Below are 18,088 nucleotides of genomic sequence, written 5' to 3'. Positions count from 1 at the left end.
TTTTTCATTGCCATGCCCCACCGCATACTCAACGTCCCCCAGGACGGCATGATCCGCGGCTTCAACGCCGCACTCGCCGCGCGCGGCATCGTCGCCGACCCGGCGCAACTCGATGCCGCGATGCGGCTGCAGAAGTTCTACGACGATCTCGTCGCCTTCAAGGCCGCCCGGCGCAGCAAGCTCAGGAAGCTGCTGGTCCATCCCGAGCTGCCGCGCGGCGTCTGGTTCTGGGGCGGTGTGGGGCGCGGCAAGAGCTTCCTCATGGACTGCTTCTTCGAAGCCGTGCCCTACCAGCGCAAGCGCCGCGTGCATTTCCACGCCTTCATGCGCGAGGTGCATGGGCGGCTGCAGGCGCTGAAGCATCCAGGCAACGAGGGGGACCCGCTGCCCAAGGTCGCAGCCCAGGTGGCGAAGGAAACACGGCTGATGTGCTTCGACGAGTTCCATGTCTCCGACATCGCCGACGCCATGATCCTCGGCCGCCTGATGCAGGCGCTGTTCGACGCCGGCGTGCTGTTCTGCATCACCTCCAACTACCCGCCCGATGGCCTCTATCCCGATGGCCTCCATCGCGAGCGCCTGCTGCCGACCATCGCCTTGCTCGAAGACAGGCTCGACGTCATCGAGATCGACGCCGGCATCGACTACCGGCTGCGCGCGCTCGAGCAGGCCGAGATCTACCACGTGCCGGCCGACGCGGCCGGCGAGGATCGCATGCGCCTCACATTCGCCCGGGTCGCCGGCGGCGAGGGCCATGACCGCCCGCTGCCGGTGCTCGGGCGCGAGCTTGCCGTCATCCGCCGCGCACCCGGCGTGCTCTGGTGCGACTTCGCCACGCTCTGCGGCGGGCCGCGCTCGCAGAACGATTACCTCGAGATCGCCCACGCCTTCCACACGGTATTCCTCTCGGGCATTCCCGCGATGGGCACGGAGCAAGCCTCGGCGGCGCGGCGCTTCACCTGGCTCGTCGACGTGCTCTATGACCATCGTGTCAAGTTCATCGCCACCGCGGCCGCCACTGCGGAAATGCTCTATCCGGCGGGGCTCCAGGCCGCCGAGTTTCAGCGCACGGTGTCGCGGATGATCGAGATGCGCTCGCACGATTATCTGGCCAGCGCCCACCGCCGTTTCGAGACCCACGCCCCCGCGGCCCTGGCCGACGCGGGCCAGGGCTAGCCGGCCGGCAGTCGCCAGCCGGCACCGCCCTGCCATGCCTCGATCCATGGCGGCACTTCGAGCGCCGGCATCGGGCGGGCGATGCCGTAGCCCTGGGCCAGCTCGCAGCCGAGGCGCAGCAGCGCCCGGCCGGTCTCGGCGTTCTCAACTCCCTCGGCGATCACCTCGCGCCCGAACACGCGGGCGAGACTGATCATGCCTTCGACAATCGCGCGGTCGCCTTCGTCCTCCAGCATGTCCTTGACGAAGGACTGATCGATCTTGAGGGTGTCCACCTGCAGGCGCTTGAGGTAGGACATCGACGAATAGCCGGTGCCGAAATCGTCGAGTGCGAAGCGCACGCCGAGCTGCCGGGTGGAGCGGATGACGTCGCCGGCTTCGACGAAGTCTTCGATCGCCGCGGTTTCCAGCACCTCGAGCTCGATGACGTCGGCGGGAAGGCCGGGGTACCGCTGCAGCAGGAGGCTTAGCTCTTCGACGAAGCCGGCTTCCTGCAGGTGGCGCGCGGCCATGTTGATGCTCAGGGTCAGGTCCAGGCCGGAACGACGCCAGGCGTCGAGCTGGGCCACGGCGGTGTCCATCGCCCACCGGCCCAGCGTCACCGCGAAGGCAGTGCCTTCGATCACCGGCAGGAAGTCGCCGGGCAGCACCAGGCCGCGCTGCGGATGCTGCCAGCGGATCAGGGCTTCGGCGCCGACGACGCGGCCCGTGCGCATATTCACCTTGGGCTGGTAATGCAGCTCGAACTCGTGGAGGCGCAAGCCATCCTGGATGCGGCTGCGTGCCTCGTAGTGGGCCTCGACCAGACGATCCTGCTCGCTGTCGAAGAGATGGAAGCGACCGCGGCCGGCCTGCTTGGCCAGGTACATGGCCTGGTCGGCATGGCGCAGCAGGGTGTCGGGATCGGCGTCGTCGAGGGGATAGAGGGTGACGCCGATGCTGGCCGAAATGGCGATTTCGTGGCCGTCGATCCGGAACGGCGTCGCGATGCTGGCGAGGATGCGGTCGAAGACCTGGGCGCATTCCTCGATGTTCGAGAGTGACGAAACCAGCAGCACGAACTCGTCGCCGCCGAGGCGGCAGGCCGTGTCGCCGGCGCGGATGCACTCGCCGAAGCGGCGTGCCGCCTCGATCAGCAGCTGGTCGCCGGTGTCGTGGCCGAAGGTGTCGTTGACCGGCTTGAAGCCGTCGAGATCGAGATAGGCCACGGCCAGCAGCTTTTGCGAACGCGCGCTGAGGGCGATGGCCTGTGCCAGGCGGTCGGCGAGCAGGATGCGGTTGGGCAGGCGTGTCAGCGCGTCGTAGTGCGCCATGTGCTCGAGGCGGCGCTGCTGGTCCTTGATCTCGGTGATGTCGGAGAAAAGGCCGACGTAGCGCGTGAGGCGGCCATTGTCGTCGCGCATCGCCGTGATGGTGAGCAGTTCGGCGTAAAGCGCGCCGTCTTTGCGCCGGTTCCAGATCTCGCCGTGCCAGAAGCCCCGCTCGTTGATGCTGCGCCACATCTGGGCGTAGAACTCGCGATCGTGGCGGCCCGAGCCCAGGATGGTTGGATAGCGGCCCATGACCTCGTCTCGCGCGAAGCCGGTAATGACGCTGAAGGCGGCATTGACATCGACGATGCGGGTGTCGGCATCGGTGATCATGATGCCTTCGCCGGTATGCTCGAAAACGCTGGCCGCCTGGCGCAGCTCGGACTCGATGCGCCGCCGCTCGGTGATGTCGCGCACCACGGCCAGCAGTCGGGGCTGGTCGCCCATGTGCACCATGCGCAGATCGACTTCGACCCAGAACAGGTCGCCGTCGAGCGTGCGCGCGTGCCATTCGAACGTCTGCGGTCCCTCGTGCACCGCCCTGTCCATCAGGGCCAGCGCCTCGGCGGTGGAGTAGGGCGGCTCGCCCAGGCTGAACTGGTTGGGTACGGCGCGCAGCGCCTCTTCTCGGCTGCAGCGGTACATCTCGCACATCGCCCGGTTGACGTCGATGATGCGGCCGCTCTGGGCATCGTGGAGGAAGATGGCCTCGCTGACGCTGTCGAAGATGCTGCGGAAGCGGCCCTCGCTGGCCTGCAGCTGGCCGACCCGCTCCTCGATCGCGCCGGCCATGCGGTTGAAGTTGGCGGCGAGCAGCCCGATTTCGTCATGGCTCGGCAATGCGATGCGCGATGCGTAGTCGCCGGCGGCGACCCGGCGCGTCGCCGCCAGCAGGCGCCCGATATGGCGGGTTATCAGATAGCCGCCCGACGCGAGCAGCAGCAGGCTCAGCAGAATCTCCAGCGCGGCGATCACCAAGCCCTGCTGCGCGACGCTGTCGCGCAGGCTGATCATCTGCGTCAGCGACAGTCCGAAACGGACCGACCCGACGCTCTCGTCGCGCAGGACCAATTTCACCTCGGTGTCGTAGACCATGTCCGACAGCGCCTGCCCGATGCTGGTGTCGATGCTCGGCCGCGTCGGCACCGGCCCGGCCACGGCGAGCTGGCGGCCGCGCTGGTCGAATACCGCGAGATAGCGGATGTCGGTGCTTTCGGCGCGCACCAACTGGTCGAGCACCGACTGGATCTCGATGTAGTTGCGCTGGAAGACGTTGCCGTTGAGCGCGGCGTTAAGCAGTGGTGCCAGGGCCTCGAGGCGACCCCGGGTCTGTTCCTCGAGCGCCTCGCTGATCAGGCGGACGCTGTTGCTGAGCAGCAGCGCCAGCATGCATGCCTCGACGACGACCGCCGCCGCGACGAGGCGGAAGCGGATCGAGCGATACCAGGGAACGACCAAGTCGTCGCGCATACGCTTCACTTGCCCCGGGTCAGGTCCGCGACGTAGGGGTCGATCCGTCTCATGGCCGCGTCATCGAGCGGGCGGAAATCGGTCTGGAGGGTTTGCCGGAAGTAGGCGACACCGGCCGACGTCCTGCCGAAGGCCGGCAGGGCCTGCTGCAGCCGGCGGATCCTGGCCTCGCCCAGGCGCGGATGCGCCATCACCAGAAACCCCGGCACCGGGCCGGACTGGAACACGACCCTCAGTGCGTCGCGCTGGTCGTCGGTCGCGACTTCCCAGAGCAGCGTTCCGGTGCCACCGGCCTCCGCTTCGCCGCGCATCACCGCCTGCAACACATTGGAAAAGCTGGCGGTTTCGACCAGGCGCACATCCTGCCCCAGGCCCAGCCCCCTCCTCTTCAGTGCCTCGGCGACGACCTGGTAGGTCATCGAATTGCGCGAGCCGATGGCGATGGAGCGGGCATGGAGATCGTCCAGCGACCTGATCGGGCCGTCGCGCCGGGCAAGAACGACCACCACGATCTGGTATCCGGTCTGCGCCACGCGGCTGTAGCCGTCGCGCTTCTCGGCGAGCCGCCCCATGTGCGGCGCGGTGAATATCACGTCGTACTCGCCCTTGCGCGTGCGCTCGATGAAGGTGGCGAAATCCGGCGCGGAGACCATGGCGACCGGCCGCTCCAGGGTCTTGCCGATGTATTCCTTGAGCGGCGTGAACTGTTCGACGATCTGCGTCGGCGTCAGGTAGGGATAGACGCCGAAGACCAGTTCGTCGCCCTGCGCCGATGCGTGCGGCAACGCGGCGGCGAAGGCGGCCAAAGCCGCGACGAGCCTGGCGATGACGACTCGCATGGTGATCCTCCGTGGCGTCCGGGCGGGTTGTTGCAATGACAAGATGCTAGCCGCTCATGCCGATCAGGTAAAGATGTTTATGGCACGAGTACCGCTGCCCCTTGCAGCGCGCCGGCGCGCAGACGGAAGAGGGCGTCGTTGGCCCGGGCCAGCGGAAAGCGGGTCACCTCGGTGGCCACGGGAATCCGTGCCGCCAGGGCGAGGAATTCCTCGCCATCGCGCCGCGTCAGGTTGGCCACCGACTGGATGCGCCTTTCGCCCCAGAGTATCGAATAGGGAAAGCTCGGGATGTCGCTCATGTGGATGCCGGCGCAGACCACGCTGCCGCCCTTGCGCACGGCGCGCAGGGCCGCCGGCACCAGTGCCCCGACCGGGGCGAAGATCAGCGCGGCATCGAGCGGCACGGACGGGGCAGATTCCGCGTCGCCGGCCCAGCTGGCGCCGAGGCTGCGGGCGAAGGCCTGGCTGTCCGTGTCGCCCGGCCGCGTGAAGGCGAGCACCTCGCGCCCCTGCCAGACGGCGACCTGGCAGATGATGTGGGCAGCCGCACCGAAGCCGTAGATGCCCAGGCGTCCGGCATCCCCCGCCATGACCAGGGCACGGTAGCCGATGAGCCCGGCGCAGAGCAGCGGCGCCAAGCTGGCGGCATCGGCCGCCTCGGGCAGCGGAAAGCAGTAGCGGGCATCGGCCAGCGCGTGCGTCGCGTAGCCGCCGTTGATCTGATAGCCGGTGAAGCGCGCTGCATCGCAGAGGTTCTCGCGGCCCGCGCGGCAATGCGCGCAGGTGCCGCAGGTCCAGCCGAGCCACGGAATCCCGACACGCTGGCCCGGCCTCGCCGTGGCGCCGGGGCGCCCCGCAGGAAGTACCCTTGGGGTGCCGACTTTCTGGACCCGCCCGACGATCTCGTGACCGGGAACGATGGGGTAGGGAATGTCCGGCAACTCGGCATCGACCAGATGCAGATCGGTGCGGCAGACGCCACAGGCCTCGACCTCGACCAGCACCTGCCCTGGGCCGGGCTCGGGCAGCGGCAACCCGGCCTCGCGCAAGGGCGCGCCGGGCCGCTCGAGCAGCATCGCGCGGAAGGTGGCATCCATGCTGCCAGCTTAGGTCGGCGCGCGCTCCTCGGCAATGTCCATGATCTCGGCGATCGGCAGGGTGGCGATGTCGCGCAGCTTGCAGCTGGCGTCGTCGTTGGGCGGAATCAGCGAGGCCACGGTGGCGAAGCTCGAGGGCACGAACACCTCGCGATTGCCTTCGGTTTCATGGCGTACGCCGTAGCGGAGCCGTTCGCGCGCGTCCGGGGAGAGCTTGCCGATCAGGCTCTTGGTCGCCCAGATGCTGCCGAAGCGAGCGAAGTCGGAGATGCGCGCGGCCTGGTTGATGGTGTCGCCGAGCACCACGAACTCGATGGTGGTGGTCGAACGGAAGGTGCCGAGCCATTCCTGGCCCTCGGTGATACCGGTGTTCAGATACAGCTCGTTGAGCCAGTTCTTCTGCAATTGCCAGCGCTTCGACAGGCGCTTCATCTCCTCGCGGATCTCGCTGGCGCAGGCCAGGGCGTTGAAGAGGTAGTCGCTGTCGGGCTGCGGGAAGAAATAGTAGACCATGCCATCGCCGACGTGCTTGCCGTGGGTGCCGTGGTACTTGCGGAAGATCGGCGCCATCGCGGCCCAGATATCGTTGATCAGATTGAAGTATTCGTCGGGCGGCAGTTCCGAGCAGATGCGCACCGAGCCCTGCAGGTCGGCGACCAGCACAGCAAGGTTGGTCAGCACCGGCATGCGCCGCTGCAGGAGGCTCCTGATCACCTCGTCGCGGCGGGCGAGGAACTCGAGCATCGAATCGGCCTCGTGTTCCTCGGGCGTCAGCACGACGAAAATGCCCTCGCGAAACACCGAAACGTAGGCCCGCCGCGGCTCCGCGCCGAGGGTCAGCATCGCGTCGGACACCGGCCGCGCCGGCTCGGCAACGGCATCGGCGTAGGCGCGCTGCAGCCAGGAGAAGGACTCGGGGCCAACGCCATGACAGGCGTCGGCGAAGCGATTCGCGCTCAGCCGGCTCCTGGCCAGGCCGGCGTTGAAGCGCAGCAGTTCGGCCGTGTGCGCCTGGATGCCCCGCCCGGCGAGCAGGCGGAACAGGCCGCGCCCCTCTCCGGTCGGGGGCAGCTTGTCGAGCCCGTTGAAGATTTCCTGCCGGGCCGCGTCGTTGTACCAGCAGAGTTCGAAACTGTGATTGACCATGTAGGCCGGGTAGACGATGTCCTCGATGGTCACGCGCAGGCCGCCGCTGGCAACTCCGCGTGCCATTGCCGGAGTCTCCGTCGTCGTCACCCTCCCCGCGGCCGTGGCCGGGGGAGGGGAGGTGGCAGGAGCCTGCTGCGCCGCTTCGATGGCCAGAACCTGCTGCTGGGCGGAAGACCGCTCGGCCCCGCGGATCGCCATGCGTGCCACGATCTCGGCCATGCTTGCCCCCTCTTTTTTGAGCCGCTGGATCTCGCGGATGCGCTCGACGCTGTCCTCGGGAAAGAAGCCGAGCTGGCGTGGGCCATCGGCCCCGCCGCCGGGATTGCGCACCGTCGGCTTGGACAGTAATCCAAGGCTAATGTAATTATTTAATGTAGCCCTGGAAATATCTGTTATTTCTATTAAATCTTTACTTGAAAGCATGCTGCCCCCGATCAAGTTGGACTGTCTAGTATTGAGTGTCCAAAACATAAGATAGACAGTCCAACTTAAACTGTCAAGCACGATTTCCGGCGAGCCGGCGAAGACGCTCTGTGCTATGTTTTCCAAATGCCCCAGCCTGCTGCTCGACTCGCTCCCGCTGCTCTCGCGCTGTTCGCGCTGCAATTTCTCCTCGTCTGCGGCTGGACCATCTACGTCGCCTTCCTGCCGCAACTCGCCGCGCGGGCCGGCATCGCCACCAGTTGGATCGCGGCGATCCTGATCCTCGACCAGGTGCTGTTTGCGCTGGGCGACTTCAGCGCCGGGGTGGCTGCGGACGCGGCCGCCCGCAACGTCGCCCGCTTCGGCCGCTGGCTCGCCGCGGTCGGCCTCGGCTCCTGTGCGGCATTCCTGCTGTTGCCCCAGGCCACCAGCCCGCTGCTCTTCCTGGCGCTGATCATCCTCTGGACCCTCTGTTCCTCCGCATTGCGCGCGCCGGTGATGGCCCTGGTGGGCAGGCATGCGCCGGTGCCGAGCTTGCCGCTGCTGGCTTCGATGTCGCTGTTCGGCCTCGGCGTGGCCGGGGCGCTGGCGCCCTATCTCGGCGCACGGCTGCGCGGCGTCGATCCGGCGGTGCCCTTCGTCCTGTCCTCGCTCGCGCTGGCGGCGGCGACGCTGGTCCTGCTCAAGGCCGACGTGCTGTTTGGCAAGCCCGGGCCGGCCGGGGCGAGCGAATCCGGAGCCGCCCAACCTTCCACCAGGGCGCGCGCGGGGCTGCTGCTGGCGCTTCTCCTCGCTGCGGCAGCCTTCCAGGTGCATTTCTTCGTCGTCAGCGCCCCTGCCTACGTGCGCTTCGCAGGCAAGGAGGCGCTGGAGCAGCTGATGCCCGTGTTCTGGATCGGCTTCAATCTTTCGATACTCCCGGTCGGCTTCGCCTGCCGGCGCCTGGGCGAGATCCGCGTCATGCTCGCGGGTGCCGTGCTCGCCGCCGCCGGTGGCTGGTTCGCCGGCCAGGCGCCGTCGCTGGCGCTGCTGATCGGAAGCCAGCTGCTCGCCGGCGCCGGTTGGGCTTTCATCTTGCTCGCGGCATTGACGGCCGCCGTCGAACTCGGCCGCACCGGCTTCGAGGGACGCATGAGCGGCCTGTTCTTCGGCCTGCTGGCCGTTGCGACCTTGGCCCGCATCGCCGCCGTCGCGGCGCAGTTGCCGAAGGCACCGGCGATCGCGCCGCTGCTGGCGGATCTGCCCTGGCTGCTGTGGGGGGCGAGCGCCCTGGTGCTGCTGGCGACGCGGATGCCGACGCGCGCTCGGGCATAATCCCGGGCGATATGGACGAGCGGACGGACGAGCAGGACGATGTTTTCATGCGCGAGGCGCTGGCCCTGGCGCGCGAGGCGGGAAGCGTGGACGAGGTGCCCGTGGGCGCCGTGGTGGTGATCGACGGCGAGATCGTCGGCCGCGGCTTCAACCAGCCCATCCGCCGCCATGACCCGACCGCCCACGCCGAGGTGATGGCGCTGCGCGACGCGGCGGCGCGCGTCGGCAACTACCGCCTGCCCGGCAGCACGCTCTACGTGACGCTCGAGCCCTGCGTCATGTGCAGCGGCGCGATCATGCACGCCCGCGTCGGCCGCGTCGTCTTCGGCGCGACCGACCCAAAGACCGGCGCGGCCGGCAGCGTCGTCGATCTCTATTCCGAGGCACGCCTCAACCATCACGCCGACATCGTCGGCGGCGTGCTCGCCGACGAGTGCGGCGCCTTGCTGTCGGCCTTCTTCGCCGCACGCCGGGCAAGAACCGCCGTCGCCTGATGCCGACGATGAGAATCCGCATCAGCCTCCCGGCCCAGACCCTCGAACTGCATGCCGACGACGGCCGCCTGCTGCGCCGCTATGTCGTATCGACGGCGAAGAACGGCGCCGGCGAGCAGCGCGGCAGCTACATGACGCCGCGCGGCCGCCATATCGTCCGGGCAAAAGTCGGCGCCGGCGCCACGCCGAACACCGTCTTCGTGCGTCGCCGCCCGACCGGCGAGACCTGGAGCCCCGCGCTTGCCGCCGCCCACCCCGGCCGCGACTGGATCCTCACCCGCATCCTCTGGCTCTCGGGCCGCGAGCCCGGCCGCAACCGGCTCGGCGAGGTCGATACCATGCGCCGCTACATCTACATCCACGGCAGCCCGGATGCGGTGCCCATGGGCACGCCGGGCTCGATCGGCTGCGTGCGCATGAGGAACGCCGACATCGTCGAGCTGTTCGACCTGGTGCCCGCCTACACGCCGGTCGATATCGTCGAGTTCCGCATCGAGGCAGGCGACTGGCACGAGCTGGCCGCCGCCGCGCGGCCCGTGCGCGAGGAAGTCTTCGTGCGCGAGCAGAACGTCCCCCTCGACATGGAATGGGACGAGTTCGACGCGACGAGCCGCCATGTGGTCGCCTTCGACCCCGCGGGCGCAGCCATCGGCACCGGCCGCCTGCTGCCCGACGGCCACCTTGGCCGCATGGCCGTGCTGCCCGCCTGGCGCGGCCGGGGCGTCGGCCGCGCACTGCTCGAGCGTCTGCTCGAAATCGCGGCGGCGGCCGGGCAGCGCGAGCTGGTTCTGCATGCGCAGACGCAGGCGGCCGGTTTCTACGGCCGCTTCGGCTTCGTCGTCGCAGGTCCGGAGTTCATGGAGGCCGGGATTCCCCATGTGAAGATGTCACGGCGTCTCGCCTAGGCGTAACATTGCCGGCAGACAGAACTTCCAACCTTATCCGCGAGACCCCGCCATGCCCTACACCCCAGAACTGGTCCACGAACTCAACACCCTGCTGCGTTTCAACCCCGAGACCGTCCAGCAGGGGATCAAGGTGCGCAAGGACGCGGACCCGGCGCTGATCGCGGCCGCCGAGCGGCTCTACGCCAAGGGGCTGATCACCCTGCGCGACGGCGGTTTCCTGACCGAGCCGGGGCGGGAGGCCGCTGCGCACGCCCAGGCGATCCTGGCCATCCTCGACGCCCACCCGGAGGCGGTCAAGTCCCTGGTCTGAGTCAGGAACTGCAGGACAGCATCGAACAACCGGCCTTCTGGCGCGCCCAGTCGGGGCGCAGGGCGGCGTAGCGTTCGCGTCCCGGCTGTTCCTCGCAGGGCCGGCGCATGACGTCGAGCAGCTCGATCACGCGGCTGCCGTCGCCCTGCTCGGCGAGGTCGATCGCCTCCTGGGCCAGGTAATTGCGCAGCACGTAGCGCGGATTCACGGCGTTCATGCCCTGGCGCCGGGCTTGCGGCGTCATGCCCTCCCGTGCCGAACGGGCGGCATAGCGCCTGAGCCAGGCGGCGAAGTCCGCCTCGTGTTGCGCCCTCAAGTCCTCGCGGTAGAAAGCGGAACCCAGGGGAGCGGGCGCCGGGGCCGCCATATCGATCTCCGCCAGGTTCCGGAAGAACGCGGTCATATCGACCTCCGCCCGCTGCATCAGGGCGAAGGCCTCGGCGACCAGTTCGTCGTCGCCTTCCTCCATGGCTCGCAGGCCGAACTTGGCGGCAAGCATCGCACCATATTCGTCCGAATACACTTCGACAAACCGTTCGAGCCCCACCAGCAGCGGATCGCGCGAGGGAAACAGGGGCACCAGCGCCTCGGCCAGGCGGGTCAGGTTCCAGTGCACGATCTGCGGCTGATGGCCAAAGCGGTAGCGGCGCCCTTGGGCATCGGTGGTGTTGGGCGTCCATTCCGGGTCGAAGTTGTCGATCCAGCCGTAGGGGCCGTAGTCGATGGTCAGGCCGAGGATGGACATGTTGTCGGTGTTCATCACGCCATGGACGAAGCCGACGCGCATCCAGTGCGCGACCATGCGCGCGCTGCGCTCGCAGACTTCCATGAACCAGCGGGCGCGCTTCTCTTCGGTGGTCCCCTCGATCGCGGGAAAGTCGCGGGCGATGGTGAAGTCGGCCAGGCGCGCCAGCAATGCCTCGTCGCCGCGCGACGCCAGGATCTCGAAATTGCCGAAGCGGATGAAGCTCGGCGCCACGCGGCAGACCACGGCGCCCGGCTCCTCGCGCGGGTTGCCATCGTAGAACATGTCGCGCAGCACCGGTTCGCCGGTGCTGACGAGGCTCAGCGCCCGCGTCGTCGGCACGCCGAGATGGTGCATGGCCTCGCTGCAGAGGAATTCGCGGATCGACGAACGCAGCACCGCCCGGCCGTCCGCGCGGCGGGCGTAGGGCGTCGGCCCGGCCCCCTTGAGCTGCAGTTCCCAGCGCTCGCCGCGACCGTTGATCACTTCGCCGAGGTTGATGGCGCGGCCGTCGCCGAGCTGCCCCGCCCACTGCCCGAACTGGTGGCCGCCGTAGCATGCGGCATAGGGCTGCATGCCCGGCAGCAGGCGATTGCCGCCGAAGACCTCGGCGAACTCGCCGGTGAAGGGGTCGTCGGCCGCGATGTCGAGCAGCCGCGCCACCTCGGGCGAATGCGCCAGCAGCCGCGGCCGTGCCACGGGCGTCGGCGCAACCTTCGACCAGCAGGCGCCGTGGACCTGGCGGCGGTGCAACCCGTCTTCGGGATCGCCGGGCAGATCATTGACGAAGCGGTTGTCGAAGGTGAAATTCAGCATGTCCGATCGAAGGAAAAATGTTTTCGTCCACCCGGCTGCCCGTTTTCGAGCCAGGTCTGTTCGGTGAAGCTGACCTTATTCGCGGCGTCGACTGTCAGCACCGTCGAACTGCGCGTGCCGTAGCCCGGCGCGCGGACGAAGGCGCTGGAGAGCAGCCGCTCCCAGTCGAGGCTGACGCCGGTGCGCGGCAGGGCTTCGTCGGGATGAACGTCGTCGTCGCGCAACAACTGGAACAAAGGGGCTTCGTCGGGTAGGGCACCCAGCGCGGTTGCCAGCGCCGCCTTGCCAGCGGCCACCTTGGGCCAGGGCGAGTCGAGCAAGTGGTTGGAGACGCCATAGACGCCGGGGGGCAGCTCGATAGGCTCGCCGGAAACGTTGGAGAACCAGAGAAGCCGTTCGCCGTCGCCGAGCATCAGGTTGAAGCCGTTGTAGTCGCCGGCTCCGTGCATGAGGTTCTCCAGATGAGCGTCGAGCGGATCGTCGCCGCGCAGGAAATCGGCGACCAGGGCGCCGCGCGAGGGCGCGTCGTTGCGCTGGCGCGCCGGGTCGCGGTAGTTGGTCAGCGCAGCGAAGCGGCCGGTTCGGGCGATGCCCATCCAGGTGCCGCCACCCTCGAGGTCGCGCCCTGCGAGAACGTTCGGCTCATCGGCCCAAAACTCGGCGCTGGCGGTACGGCGGGCGAAGAACTCGTCACGGTTGGCAGCCACGACCAGCGGATACTGCGGGTGGCTGCGCCAGGCGACGAGGATGAGACACATCTACTCGATCGCGTACGGCAGCGGCAGGAAGCTCGCCTTGGGGCCGTCCGGAGTCCCGACATGGACCTCGCCGGCTTCCATGCCCGAGGACTGCACCACCAGCAGGCACTCGTAACCGCCTTCCGGCGAGGGGGCGACGCTGACCAGCGCGCCGCAGTGCTGGGTGCCGGCCTCGGGGGTGAAGACGTCGGTACCGGGCGGGAAGGCGGCATCGAGCCTGGCGCGGTACATGCGGCGCTTGACCTTGCCGAGGTACTGGGTGCGGGCGACGATCTCCTGCCCCGGATAGCAGCCCTTGTGGAAGCTCACGCCGCCGACGGCGGGGATTTCGTAATTGATCATCTGCGGCACGAAGGCTTCCTGCGTCGCGGCCACGACGCGCGGCTGGCCGGCGGCGATCTCGGCCAGCCGCCAGGCGGCGAGGCCGGCCGGCTTGGCCGCAGCGGCCAGCGTGTTCCACACGGATTCGGCCGAAGCCGCGGCGACCGCGAGCACGAAGCGCCGATCGTCGAGGCGCACGGCGGTGCCGCCGTCGAAGGCGGCGCTGCTCATCGCCACGCCGGGCTTGGCGCCAAGGCCGCTGACCAACGCCTCCGCCTGCGGACCGGCGATGCCGATCAGCAAACGCTCGTTGCTGGCATCGAGCAGCTTGACCTTGCTGCGCAGCACATACATCGAGAGCTTCTTGTGGATGGCCGGCAGGATGTCGGCCGACAGTTGCAGCAGGTAGTCGCCTCCTTCGCGCCAGATCAGGAAGCTCGCGATCAATCGACCCTTGGCGGTACACATGCCGGCATGGCGCGCGCCATCGGCCGGGATATGGTTGATGTCGTTGGTCAGCAGATTGTGGAGGAAGCCGGCGGTTTCCTCCCCCGTGGCGCGGATCACGCCCTGGTCGGTCAGCGGCGCGACGATGGTGCCGGAACGACTGGCCGCCAGTTCTCCGGCCGGATCGCCGAAGTGCTCGAAATTGTCCTGCGCGCCCTGTTTGGCGAGAAAGTCGTTCCAGTTCGAATTCATGACGGTCCTTGGGAGGCTGTGGCCGGCTGGTATCATACCCACCTTCCCGAAACCGCTTTCTCATGCGCCTGATCAAGCGACTGTTCCTGCTCTGCCTGCTCGGCGCCATCGCGTTTTCGGGGTGGATGGCCTGGTTCGCATTTGCGGCCGTGTCGCTCAAAGTCAATCCCCAGAGTTTCGACATCCGCCCCGGCCTCGGCCTCAAAGGCGCGGCGCAGGCCATGGCGGCGGCCGGGGTCGATTTCCCCCCCTGGCAGTTTGCGCTGCTCGGCCGCCTGGCCAGCATGGATCGCAATATCAAGGCCGGCAGCTATGAGGTCGCCGCAGGCGTGACGCCTTGGGAACTGCTGAAAAAACTTACCTCCGGCGACGTGACCCAGACCGAGATCGTTGTCGTCGAGGGGCGAACCTTCCGCCAGTTGCGCGCCCAACTCGACGCCCATCCCGACCTGCGGCACTCCACGGCGGGTGTATCGGACGCGGAAATACTGAAACGCCTCGGCGCTGCCGAGACGCATCCCGAGGGCCTGTTCTTCCCCGATACCTACCTCTTCGCCAAGCAGTCGAGCGACCTCGACATCCTGCGCCGCGCCTACGGCGCGATGCGGCGGCGGCTCGCCGTGGAATGGGAAAGCCGCGATCCTTCAATGCCTTACAAGACGCCCTACGAGGCGCTGATCATGGCCTCGATCATCGAGAAGGAGACCGGTATCGCCGCCGACCGCGGCAAGGTGGCCTCGGTCTTCGTCAATCGCCTGCGCCGCGGCATGCTGCTGCAGACCGACCCGACGGTGATCTACGGCATCGGTGAATCCTTCGATGGCAATATCAGAAAGCGCGACCTGAGCACCAACACGCCCTGGAACACCTATACCCGGGTCGGCTTGCCGCCGACGCCGATCGCCCTGCCGGGCATGGCCTCGATCCAGGCGGCGCTACGGCCGCCGCCGACCGATTACCTTTATTTCGTGGCGCGCGGCGACGGCTCCAGCGTCTTTTCGCGCACACTGGAAGAGCATAATCGGGCAGTGAACAAGTATCAGCGCGGCGGGAGAGGGTAGTGAGAGGGAAGTTCATCACGCTGGAAGGCATCGACGGCGCGGGGAAAAGCACCCACCACGCCTGGCTGGTCGCCGAACTGCAGCGGCGCGGCCACACCGTGGTGCAGACCCGCGAGCCCGGCGGCACGCCGCTTGGGGAAAAGCTGCGCGAACTGCTGCTGCACGAGCCCATGCATCTGGAAACAGAGGCCCTGCTGATGTTCGCCGCGCGGCGCGAGCACCTCGCCCAAGTCATCGAGCCTGCCTTGGCACGCGGCGACTGGGTCGTCTGCGACCGCTTCACCGACGCCAGCTACGCCTATCAGGGCGGCGGCCGCGGCCTGCCTTGGGCAAAACTGCAGGCCCTGGAGCAATGGGTTCATCCCCATGTTTCGCCGGACCTGACGCTGCTCTTCGATGTGCCGCTCGAGGTGGCCCAGGCCCGCATGGCCGCCGCAGCGCGCGAGGCCGATCGTTTCGAGCAGGAGAAGATGGATTTTCATGCCCGCGTCCGCGCGGCTTACCACGCCCGTGCCGCCGACGAACCGGCCCGAATCCGCGTCATCGATGGCAGCCGGACGCTTGATCAAGTCAAGACTCAACTTGAAGAAACAATCGCAAGTGTCTGTTCCTGAATTGCTACCTTGGCTTAATGGCGACTGGGGAGCACTCTGGGGGCATCCCGGTGGCCTGCCGCACGCGCTGTTGCTCGCCGGGCCGGCCGGGGTCGGCAAGCGCGAGTTCGCCGAGGCGGTCGCGATGCGCCTGCTGTGCGAGCAGGCCGCGAACGCGTCGCGCGCATGCGGCGAATGCGACTCCTGCCGCTGGTTCGCCTCCGGCAACCACCCCGATTTCCGCCGCTTGATTCCCGAGGCCGATGTCGAGGAGATCGAATCCGACGAGGCGCCGCCCAAGGCCGAAAAGTCCGACAAAAAGAAAAGCAGCCAGATATTGGTCGGACAGGTGAGGGCGCTGTCCGACTTCGTCTATGTCGGATCGCACCGCGCCCGGGGGCGGGTCATCATCGTCCAGCCGGCCGAGGCGATGAACCCTTCGGCGGCGAACTCTCTTCTCAAAATACTTGAGGAACCGCCAGCAACTGTCTATTTCATATTGGTTTCTGATTCATACCGAAGGCTGCTGCCGACCATCCGCAGCCGCTGCCGGATGCTGCCGATGAGCCGCCCTGACGCCCAGAGTGCCAGCGACTGGCTGGCTGGGCGACAGGCGGATGCGAGCAAGCTGCTCGGTGTCTCCGGCGGCATGCCGCTGCGCGCGCTCGCCTTGGTCGAGCAGGGCTGGGGCAAGCTGGTGGCGGCGCTGCAAGCGGCTCTGGGCGACGTCGACCAGGACGAGATGAGCCTGGCGAGCGCGTGGGAAGCCCTGCTGAAAAACGTCGAGGTATTCGCCATGGAGGACCTGATCACGCTGCTGCAGGAGTGGCTTAGCGATCTGATCAGCCGGCAGATCGCAGGGCGGGCGCGCTTCTTCGCCGACGCAGAGGCGATCCACCGCCGGCTGCTGACCCGCACGAGCATCCCGGCGCTGTTCCATTGCTACAATCAATTGCAGACCGCCCGGCCGCTTGCGAACCACCCGCTCAACCCGCGCTTGTTTCTCGAGGATCTGGCGGCGCGCTATCTCGCCACCTTCGCGACGCCCCGGCCAACGCGCTGACTTCATGCAACTCGTTGATTCGCATTGCCATCTGGATTTTCCCGAGCTTCACGGCGCGCTGCCGCAGCTACTCAAGCACATGGCCGCCAACCATGTCGGCTGGGCTCTCTGCGCCGGCGTGACGCTGGAACGCTTCCCGACTGTGCTCGATATCGCGCGGCGTCACCCGAACATCTTCGCCGCCGTCGGCGTGCATCCGGACACCGACGAGGAGGATGCCGAGGAACCGACCGTCGAGCGGCTCGTCGCCCTGGCCGCCGACCCGAAGGTCATCGCGATCGGCGAAACCGGCCTCGACTACTACCGCCTGACCGGCGACCTCGAATGGCAAAGGCAACGCTTCCGAGTGCATATCGCGGCCGCCCGGCAATGCCGCAAGCCCCTGATCATCCACACTCGCGCGGCCTCGGCCGATACCCTGCGGCTGTTGCGCGAAGAGCATGGCAGGGACGTCGGTGGCATCTTCCACTGCTTCACCGAGGACATGGAAACCGCGCAGGCGGCACTCGACCTCGGCTTCGACGTGTCGTTTTCCGGCATCGTGACCTTCAAGAACGCCAAGGCCTTGAAGGAAGTCGCGCAGTTCGTCCCGCTTGACCGCCTCCTGATCGAGACAGACGCCCCCTACCTGGCGCCTACACCCCATCGCGGCAGGACCAACGAGCCAGCCTATGTGCTTCATGTGGCTGAGGAAATCGCCCGTCTGCGCGGGCTCACGCTCGAGGAAGTCGGCGCCGCCACCACGGCGAATTTCTTCCGCTTGTTCCCGACGGCGAAGGAGGGCGCCCATGCCTAGGTTTCCGGTCCTTTCCCTTGCTCTCTTCCTCGCCGCCGCCTTGCAACTCGGCACGGCCCGGGCGGGTGCCTACGAAGACATCCTCGCCGGAGCCGAGCACAACCAGATCGACGTCGTGGTGTCGCTGATAGAACTTGGCCTTGATCCCAACACGGCGACCCCGGACGGCACCACGCTGCTGATGACGGCAGCTCGCAACGGCAACCTCGACATGGTCGACACCTTGCTCGTGCGGCGTGCCAACCATCTGATTCTAAACAGGTTCGGCGATACGGCGCTGATGCTCGCCGCGCTTGGCGGCCACCTTCCTGTGGTCAAGCGCTTGCTCGAGATGGGCGGGGCGCAGGAAAACCGCGACGGCTGGACGCCGCTGCACTATGCGGCCTTCGCCGGCCATCTCGACGTCGCGAAGTATTTGTTGTCACAGGGCGCCGGGATCAATATCCGCGCACCCAACAGCCAGACGGCACTGATGCTCGCAGCGCGTGCCGGCCATCTCGAAGTCGTCCAGTGGCTGGTCGACATGAATGCCGACCTAAACCCAGTCGATCGCAAGGACCGTACTGCCCTCGATATCGCATTGGCCAACAAGCACACCGCGGTCGCCAATTACATCTTGCTGTTTTGGCTGGAGAATGGGTCCAAGCGTCGAGCCGCGGTGAGTCCGCCCGCCGTGAAGGAGAATTGACAATTCCGTAGGGCGGGCATACAGTTGAATCGCGTTCGACACGAAGGCAAACCGCGGA

Annotated in this window: 17 protein-coding genes and 1 pseudogene; 11 read left to right on the top strand and 7 right to left on the bottom strand. The window is 67.5% G+C overall.

The features are described 5' to 3' along the window. Positions 1 to 12 precede the first annotated feature (12 nt). Positions 13 to 1,176, top strand: a complete 1,164-nt coding sequence (gene zapE / locus EJE94_RS11205) for a cell division protein ZapE (protein WP_121241498.1) — start codon at positions 13 to 15, stop codon at positions 1,174 to 1,176. Here zapE and EJE94_RS11200 read toward each other — a convergent pair. From EJE94_RS11200 to EJE94_RS11185, 4 genes are all read right to left on the bottom strand, one after another. Beyond that, positions 1,173 to 3,956, bottom strand: coding sequence for a bifunctional diguanylate cyclase/phosphodiesterase (locus EJE94_RS11200; protein ID WP_124962454.1), 2,784 nt, complete (start codon positions 3,954 to 3,956; stop codon positions 1,173 to 1,175). The genes zapE and EJE94_RS11200 overlap by 4 nt on opposite strands. A 5-nt stretch (positions 3,957 to 3,961) precedes the next feature. Further along, on the bottom strand, positions 3,962 to 4,795 hold the full coding sequence (locus tag EJE94_RS11195) for a phosphate/phosphite/phosphonate ABC transporter substrate-binding protein (protein ID WP_121241494.1): 834 nt from the start codon (positions 4,793 to 4,795) through the stop codon (positions 3,962 to 3,964). 77 nt (positions 4,796 to 4,872) lie between these two features. Further along, positions 4,873 to 5,892, bottom strand: coding sequence for a zinc-dependent alcohol dehydrogenase family protein (locus tag EJE94_RS11190; RefSeq protein WP_121241492.1), 1,020 nt, complete (start codon positions 5,890 to 5,892; stop codon positions 4,873 to 4,875). Between the two features lie 9 nt (positions 5,893 to 5,901). Continuing rightward, entirely contained in the window at positions 5,902 to 7,464 is a 1,563-nt protein-coding gene (locus EJE94_RS11185; RefSeq protein WP_346252866.1) for an adenylate/guanylate cyclase domain-containing protein, read from the bottom strand. A 126-nt stretch (positions 7,465 to 7,590) separates the two neighbouring features. Between EJE94_RS11185 and EJE94_RS11180 the strand changes: the two genes are divergently transcribed. The 5 genes and pseudogenes from EJE94_RS11180 to EJE94_RS11165 all read left to right on the top strand — a co-directional run bounded on the left by EJE94_RS11180 (position 7,591) and on the right by EJE94_RS11165 (position 10,490). Further along, on the top strand, positions 7,591 to 8,778 hold the full coding sequence (locus EJE94_RS11180) for an MFS transporter (RefSeq protein WP_121241488.1): 1,188 nt from the start codon (positions 7,591 to 7,593) through the stop codon (positions 8,776 to 8,778). 11 nt (positions 8,779 to 8,789) lie between these two features. Continuing rightward, entirely contained in the window at positions 8,790 to 9,272 is a 483-nt protein-coding gene (tadA, locus tag EJE94_RS11175; protein WP_121241486.1) for a tRNA adenosine(34) deaminase TadA, read from the top strand. Between the two features lie 8 nt (positions 9,273 to 9,280). Continuing rightward, positions 9,281 to 9,757, top strand: a pseudogene (locus tag EJE94_RS14850) (L,D-transpeptidase family protein); the annotation flags it as partial. Positions 9,758 to 9,808: 51 nt separating this feature from the next. Beyond that, complete coding sequence (locus tag EJE94_RS14645; RefSeq protein WP_306307957.1) at positions 9,809 to 10,177, top strand: GNAT family N-acetyltransferase; 369 nt, start codon at positions 9,809 to 9,811, stop codon at positions 10,175 to 10,177. A 52-nt stretch (positions 10,178 to 10,229) separates the two neighbouring features. Then, positions 10,230 to 10,490, top strand: coding sequence for a TIGR02647 family protein (locus EJE94_RS11165; RefSeq protein WP_121241482.1), 261 nt, complete (start codon positions 10,230 to 10,232; stop codon positions 10,488 to 10,490). A gap of 1 nt (position 10,491) precedes the next feature. Here the strand turns inward: EJE94_RS11165 and EJE94_RS11160 are convergent, their stop codons facing one another. From EJE94_RS11160 to ygfZ, 3 genes are read right to left on the bottom strand one after another with little or no spacing between them, the layout of a single operon-like run. Continuing rightward, positions 10,492 to 12,051 carry a protein adenylyltransferase SelO gene (locus tag EJE94_RS11160; RefSeq protein WP_121241480.1) on the bottom strand — a complete coding sequence of 520 codons (1,560 nt, stop codon included), beginning with the start codon at positions 12,049 to 12,051 and terminating at the stop codon, positions 10,492 to 10,494. Beyond that, the gene (locus tag EJE94_RS11155) at positions 12,045 to 12,809 is read right to left on the bottom strand and encodes an NRDE family protein (RefSeq protein WP_121241478.1); all 765 of its coding nucleotides are present in this window, start codon (positions 12,807 to 12,809) and stop codon (positions 12,045 to 12,047) included. Before EJE94_RS11155 ends, EJE94_RS11160 begins: the two co-directional genes overlap by 7 nt. Beyond that, a complete protein-coding gene (gene ygfZ, locus EJE94_RS11150) occupies positions 12,810 to 13,829 on the bottom strand; it encodes a CAF17-like 4Fe-4S cluster assembly/insertion protein YgfZ (protein WP_121241476.1) in 1,020 nt (339 codons plus the stop codon). Between the two features lie 62 nt (positions 13,830 to 13,891). On the opposite strand from ygfZ, the gene mltG reads away from it, so the two are divergent. From mltG to EJE94_RS11125, 5 genes are read left to right on the top strand one after another with little or no spacing between them, the layout of a single operon-like run. Beyond that, on the top strand, positions 13,892 to 14,890 hold the full coding sequence (gene mltG, locus EJE94_RS11145; RefSeq protein ID WP_121241474.1) for an endolytic transglycosylase MltG: 999 nt from the start codon (positions 13,892 to 13,894) through the stop codon (positions 14,888 to 14,890). Then, positions 14,890 to 15,504: a dTMP kinase gene (gene tmk / locus EJE94_RS11140; RefSeq protein ID WP_121241472.1), complete on the top strand. Its 615-nt coding sequence runs from the start codon at positions 14,890 to 14,892 to the stop codon at positions 15,502 to 15,504. The genes mltG and tmk overlap by 1 nt, the downstream gene beginning before the upstream one ends. Next, a complete protein-coding gene (holB, locus tag EJE94_RS11135) occupies positions 15,491 to 16,546 on the top strand; it encodes a DNA polymerase III subunit delta' (RefSeq protein WP_165904814.1) in 1,056 nt (351 codons plus the stop codon). Before tmk ends, holB begins: the two co-directional genes overlap by 14 nt. A gap of 4 nt (positions 16,547 to 16,550) precedes the next feature. After that, positions 16,551 to 17,342 (top strand): TatD family hydrolase, encoded by a 792-nt coding sequence (locus EJE94_RS11130; RefSeq protein ID WP_121241468.1) that lies wholly within the window; start codon positions 16,551 to 16,553, stop codon positions 17,340 to 17,342. Beyond that, a complete protein-coding gene (locus EJE94_RS11125) occupies positions 17,335 to 18,030 on the top strand; it encodes an ankyrin repeat domain-containing protein (RefSeq protein WP_165904813.1) in 696 nt (231 codons plus the stop codon). The genes EJE94_RS11130 and EJE94_RS11125 overlap by 8 nt, the downstream gene beginning before the upstream one ends. Positions 18,031 to 18,088: the final 58 nt, after the last annotated feature.

This window comes from Sulfurisoma sediminicola (assembly GCF_003865015.1).
GTDB classification, from domain to species: domain Bacteria; phylum Pseudomonadota; class Gammaproteobacteria; order Burkholderiales; family Rhodocyclaceae; genus Sulfurisoma; species Sulfurisoma sediminicola.
The sequence above is the reverse complement of the archived record's forward strand: the minus strand, read 5'-3'. Positions and strand labels throughout refer to the sequence as shown.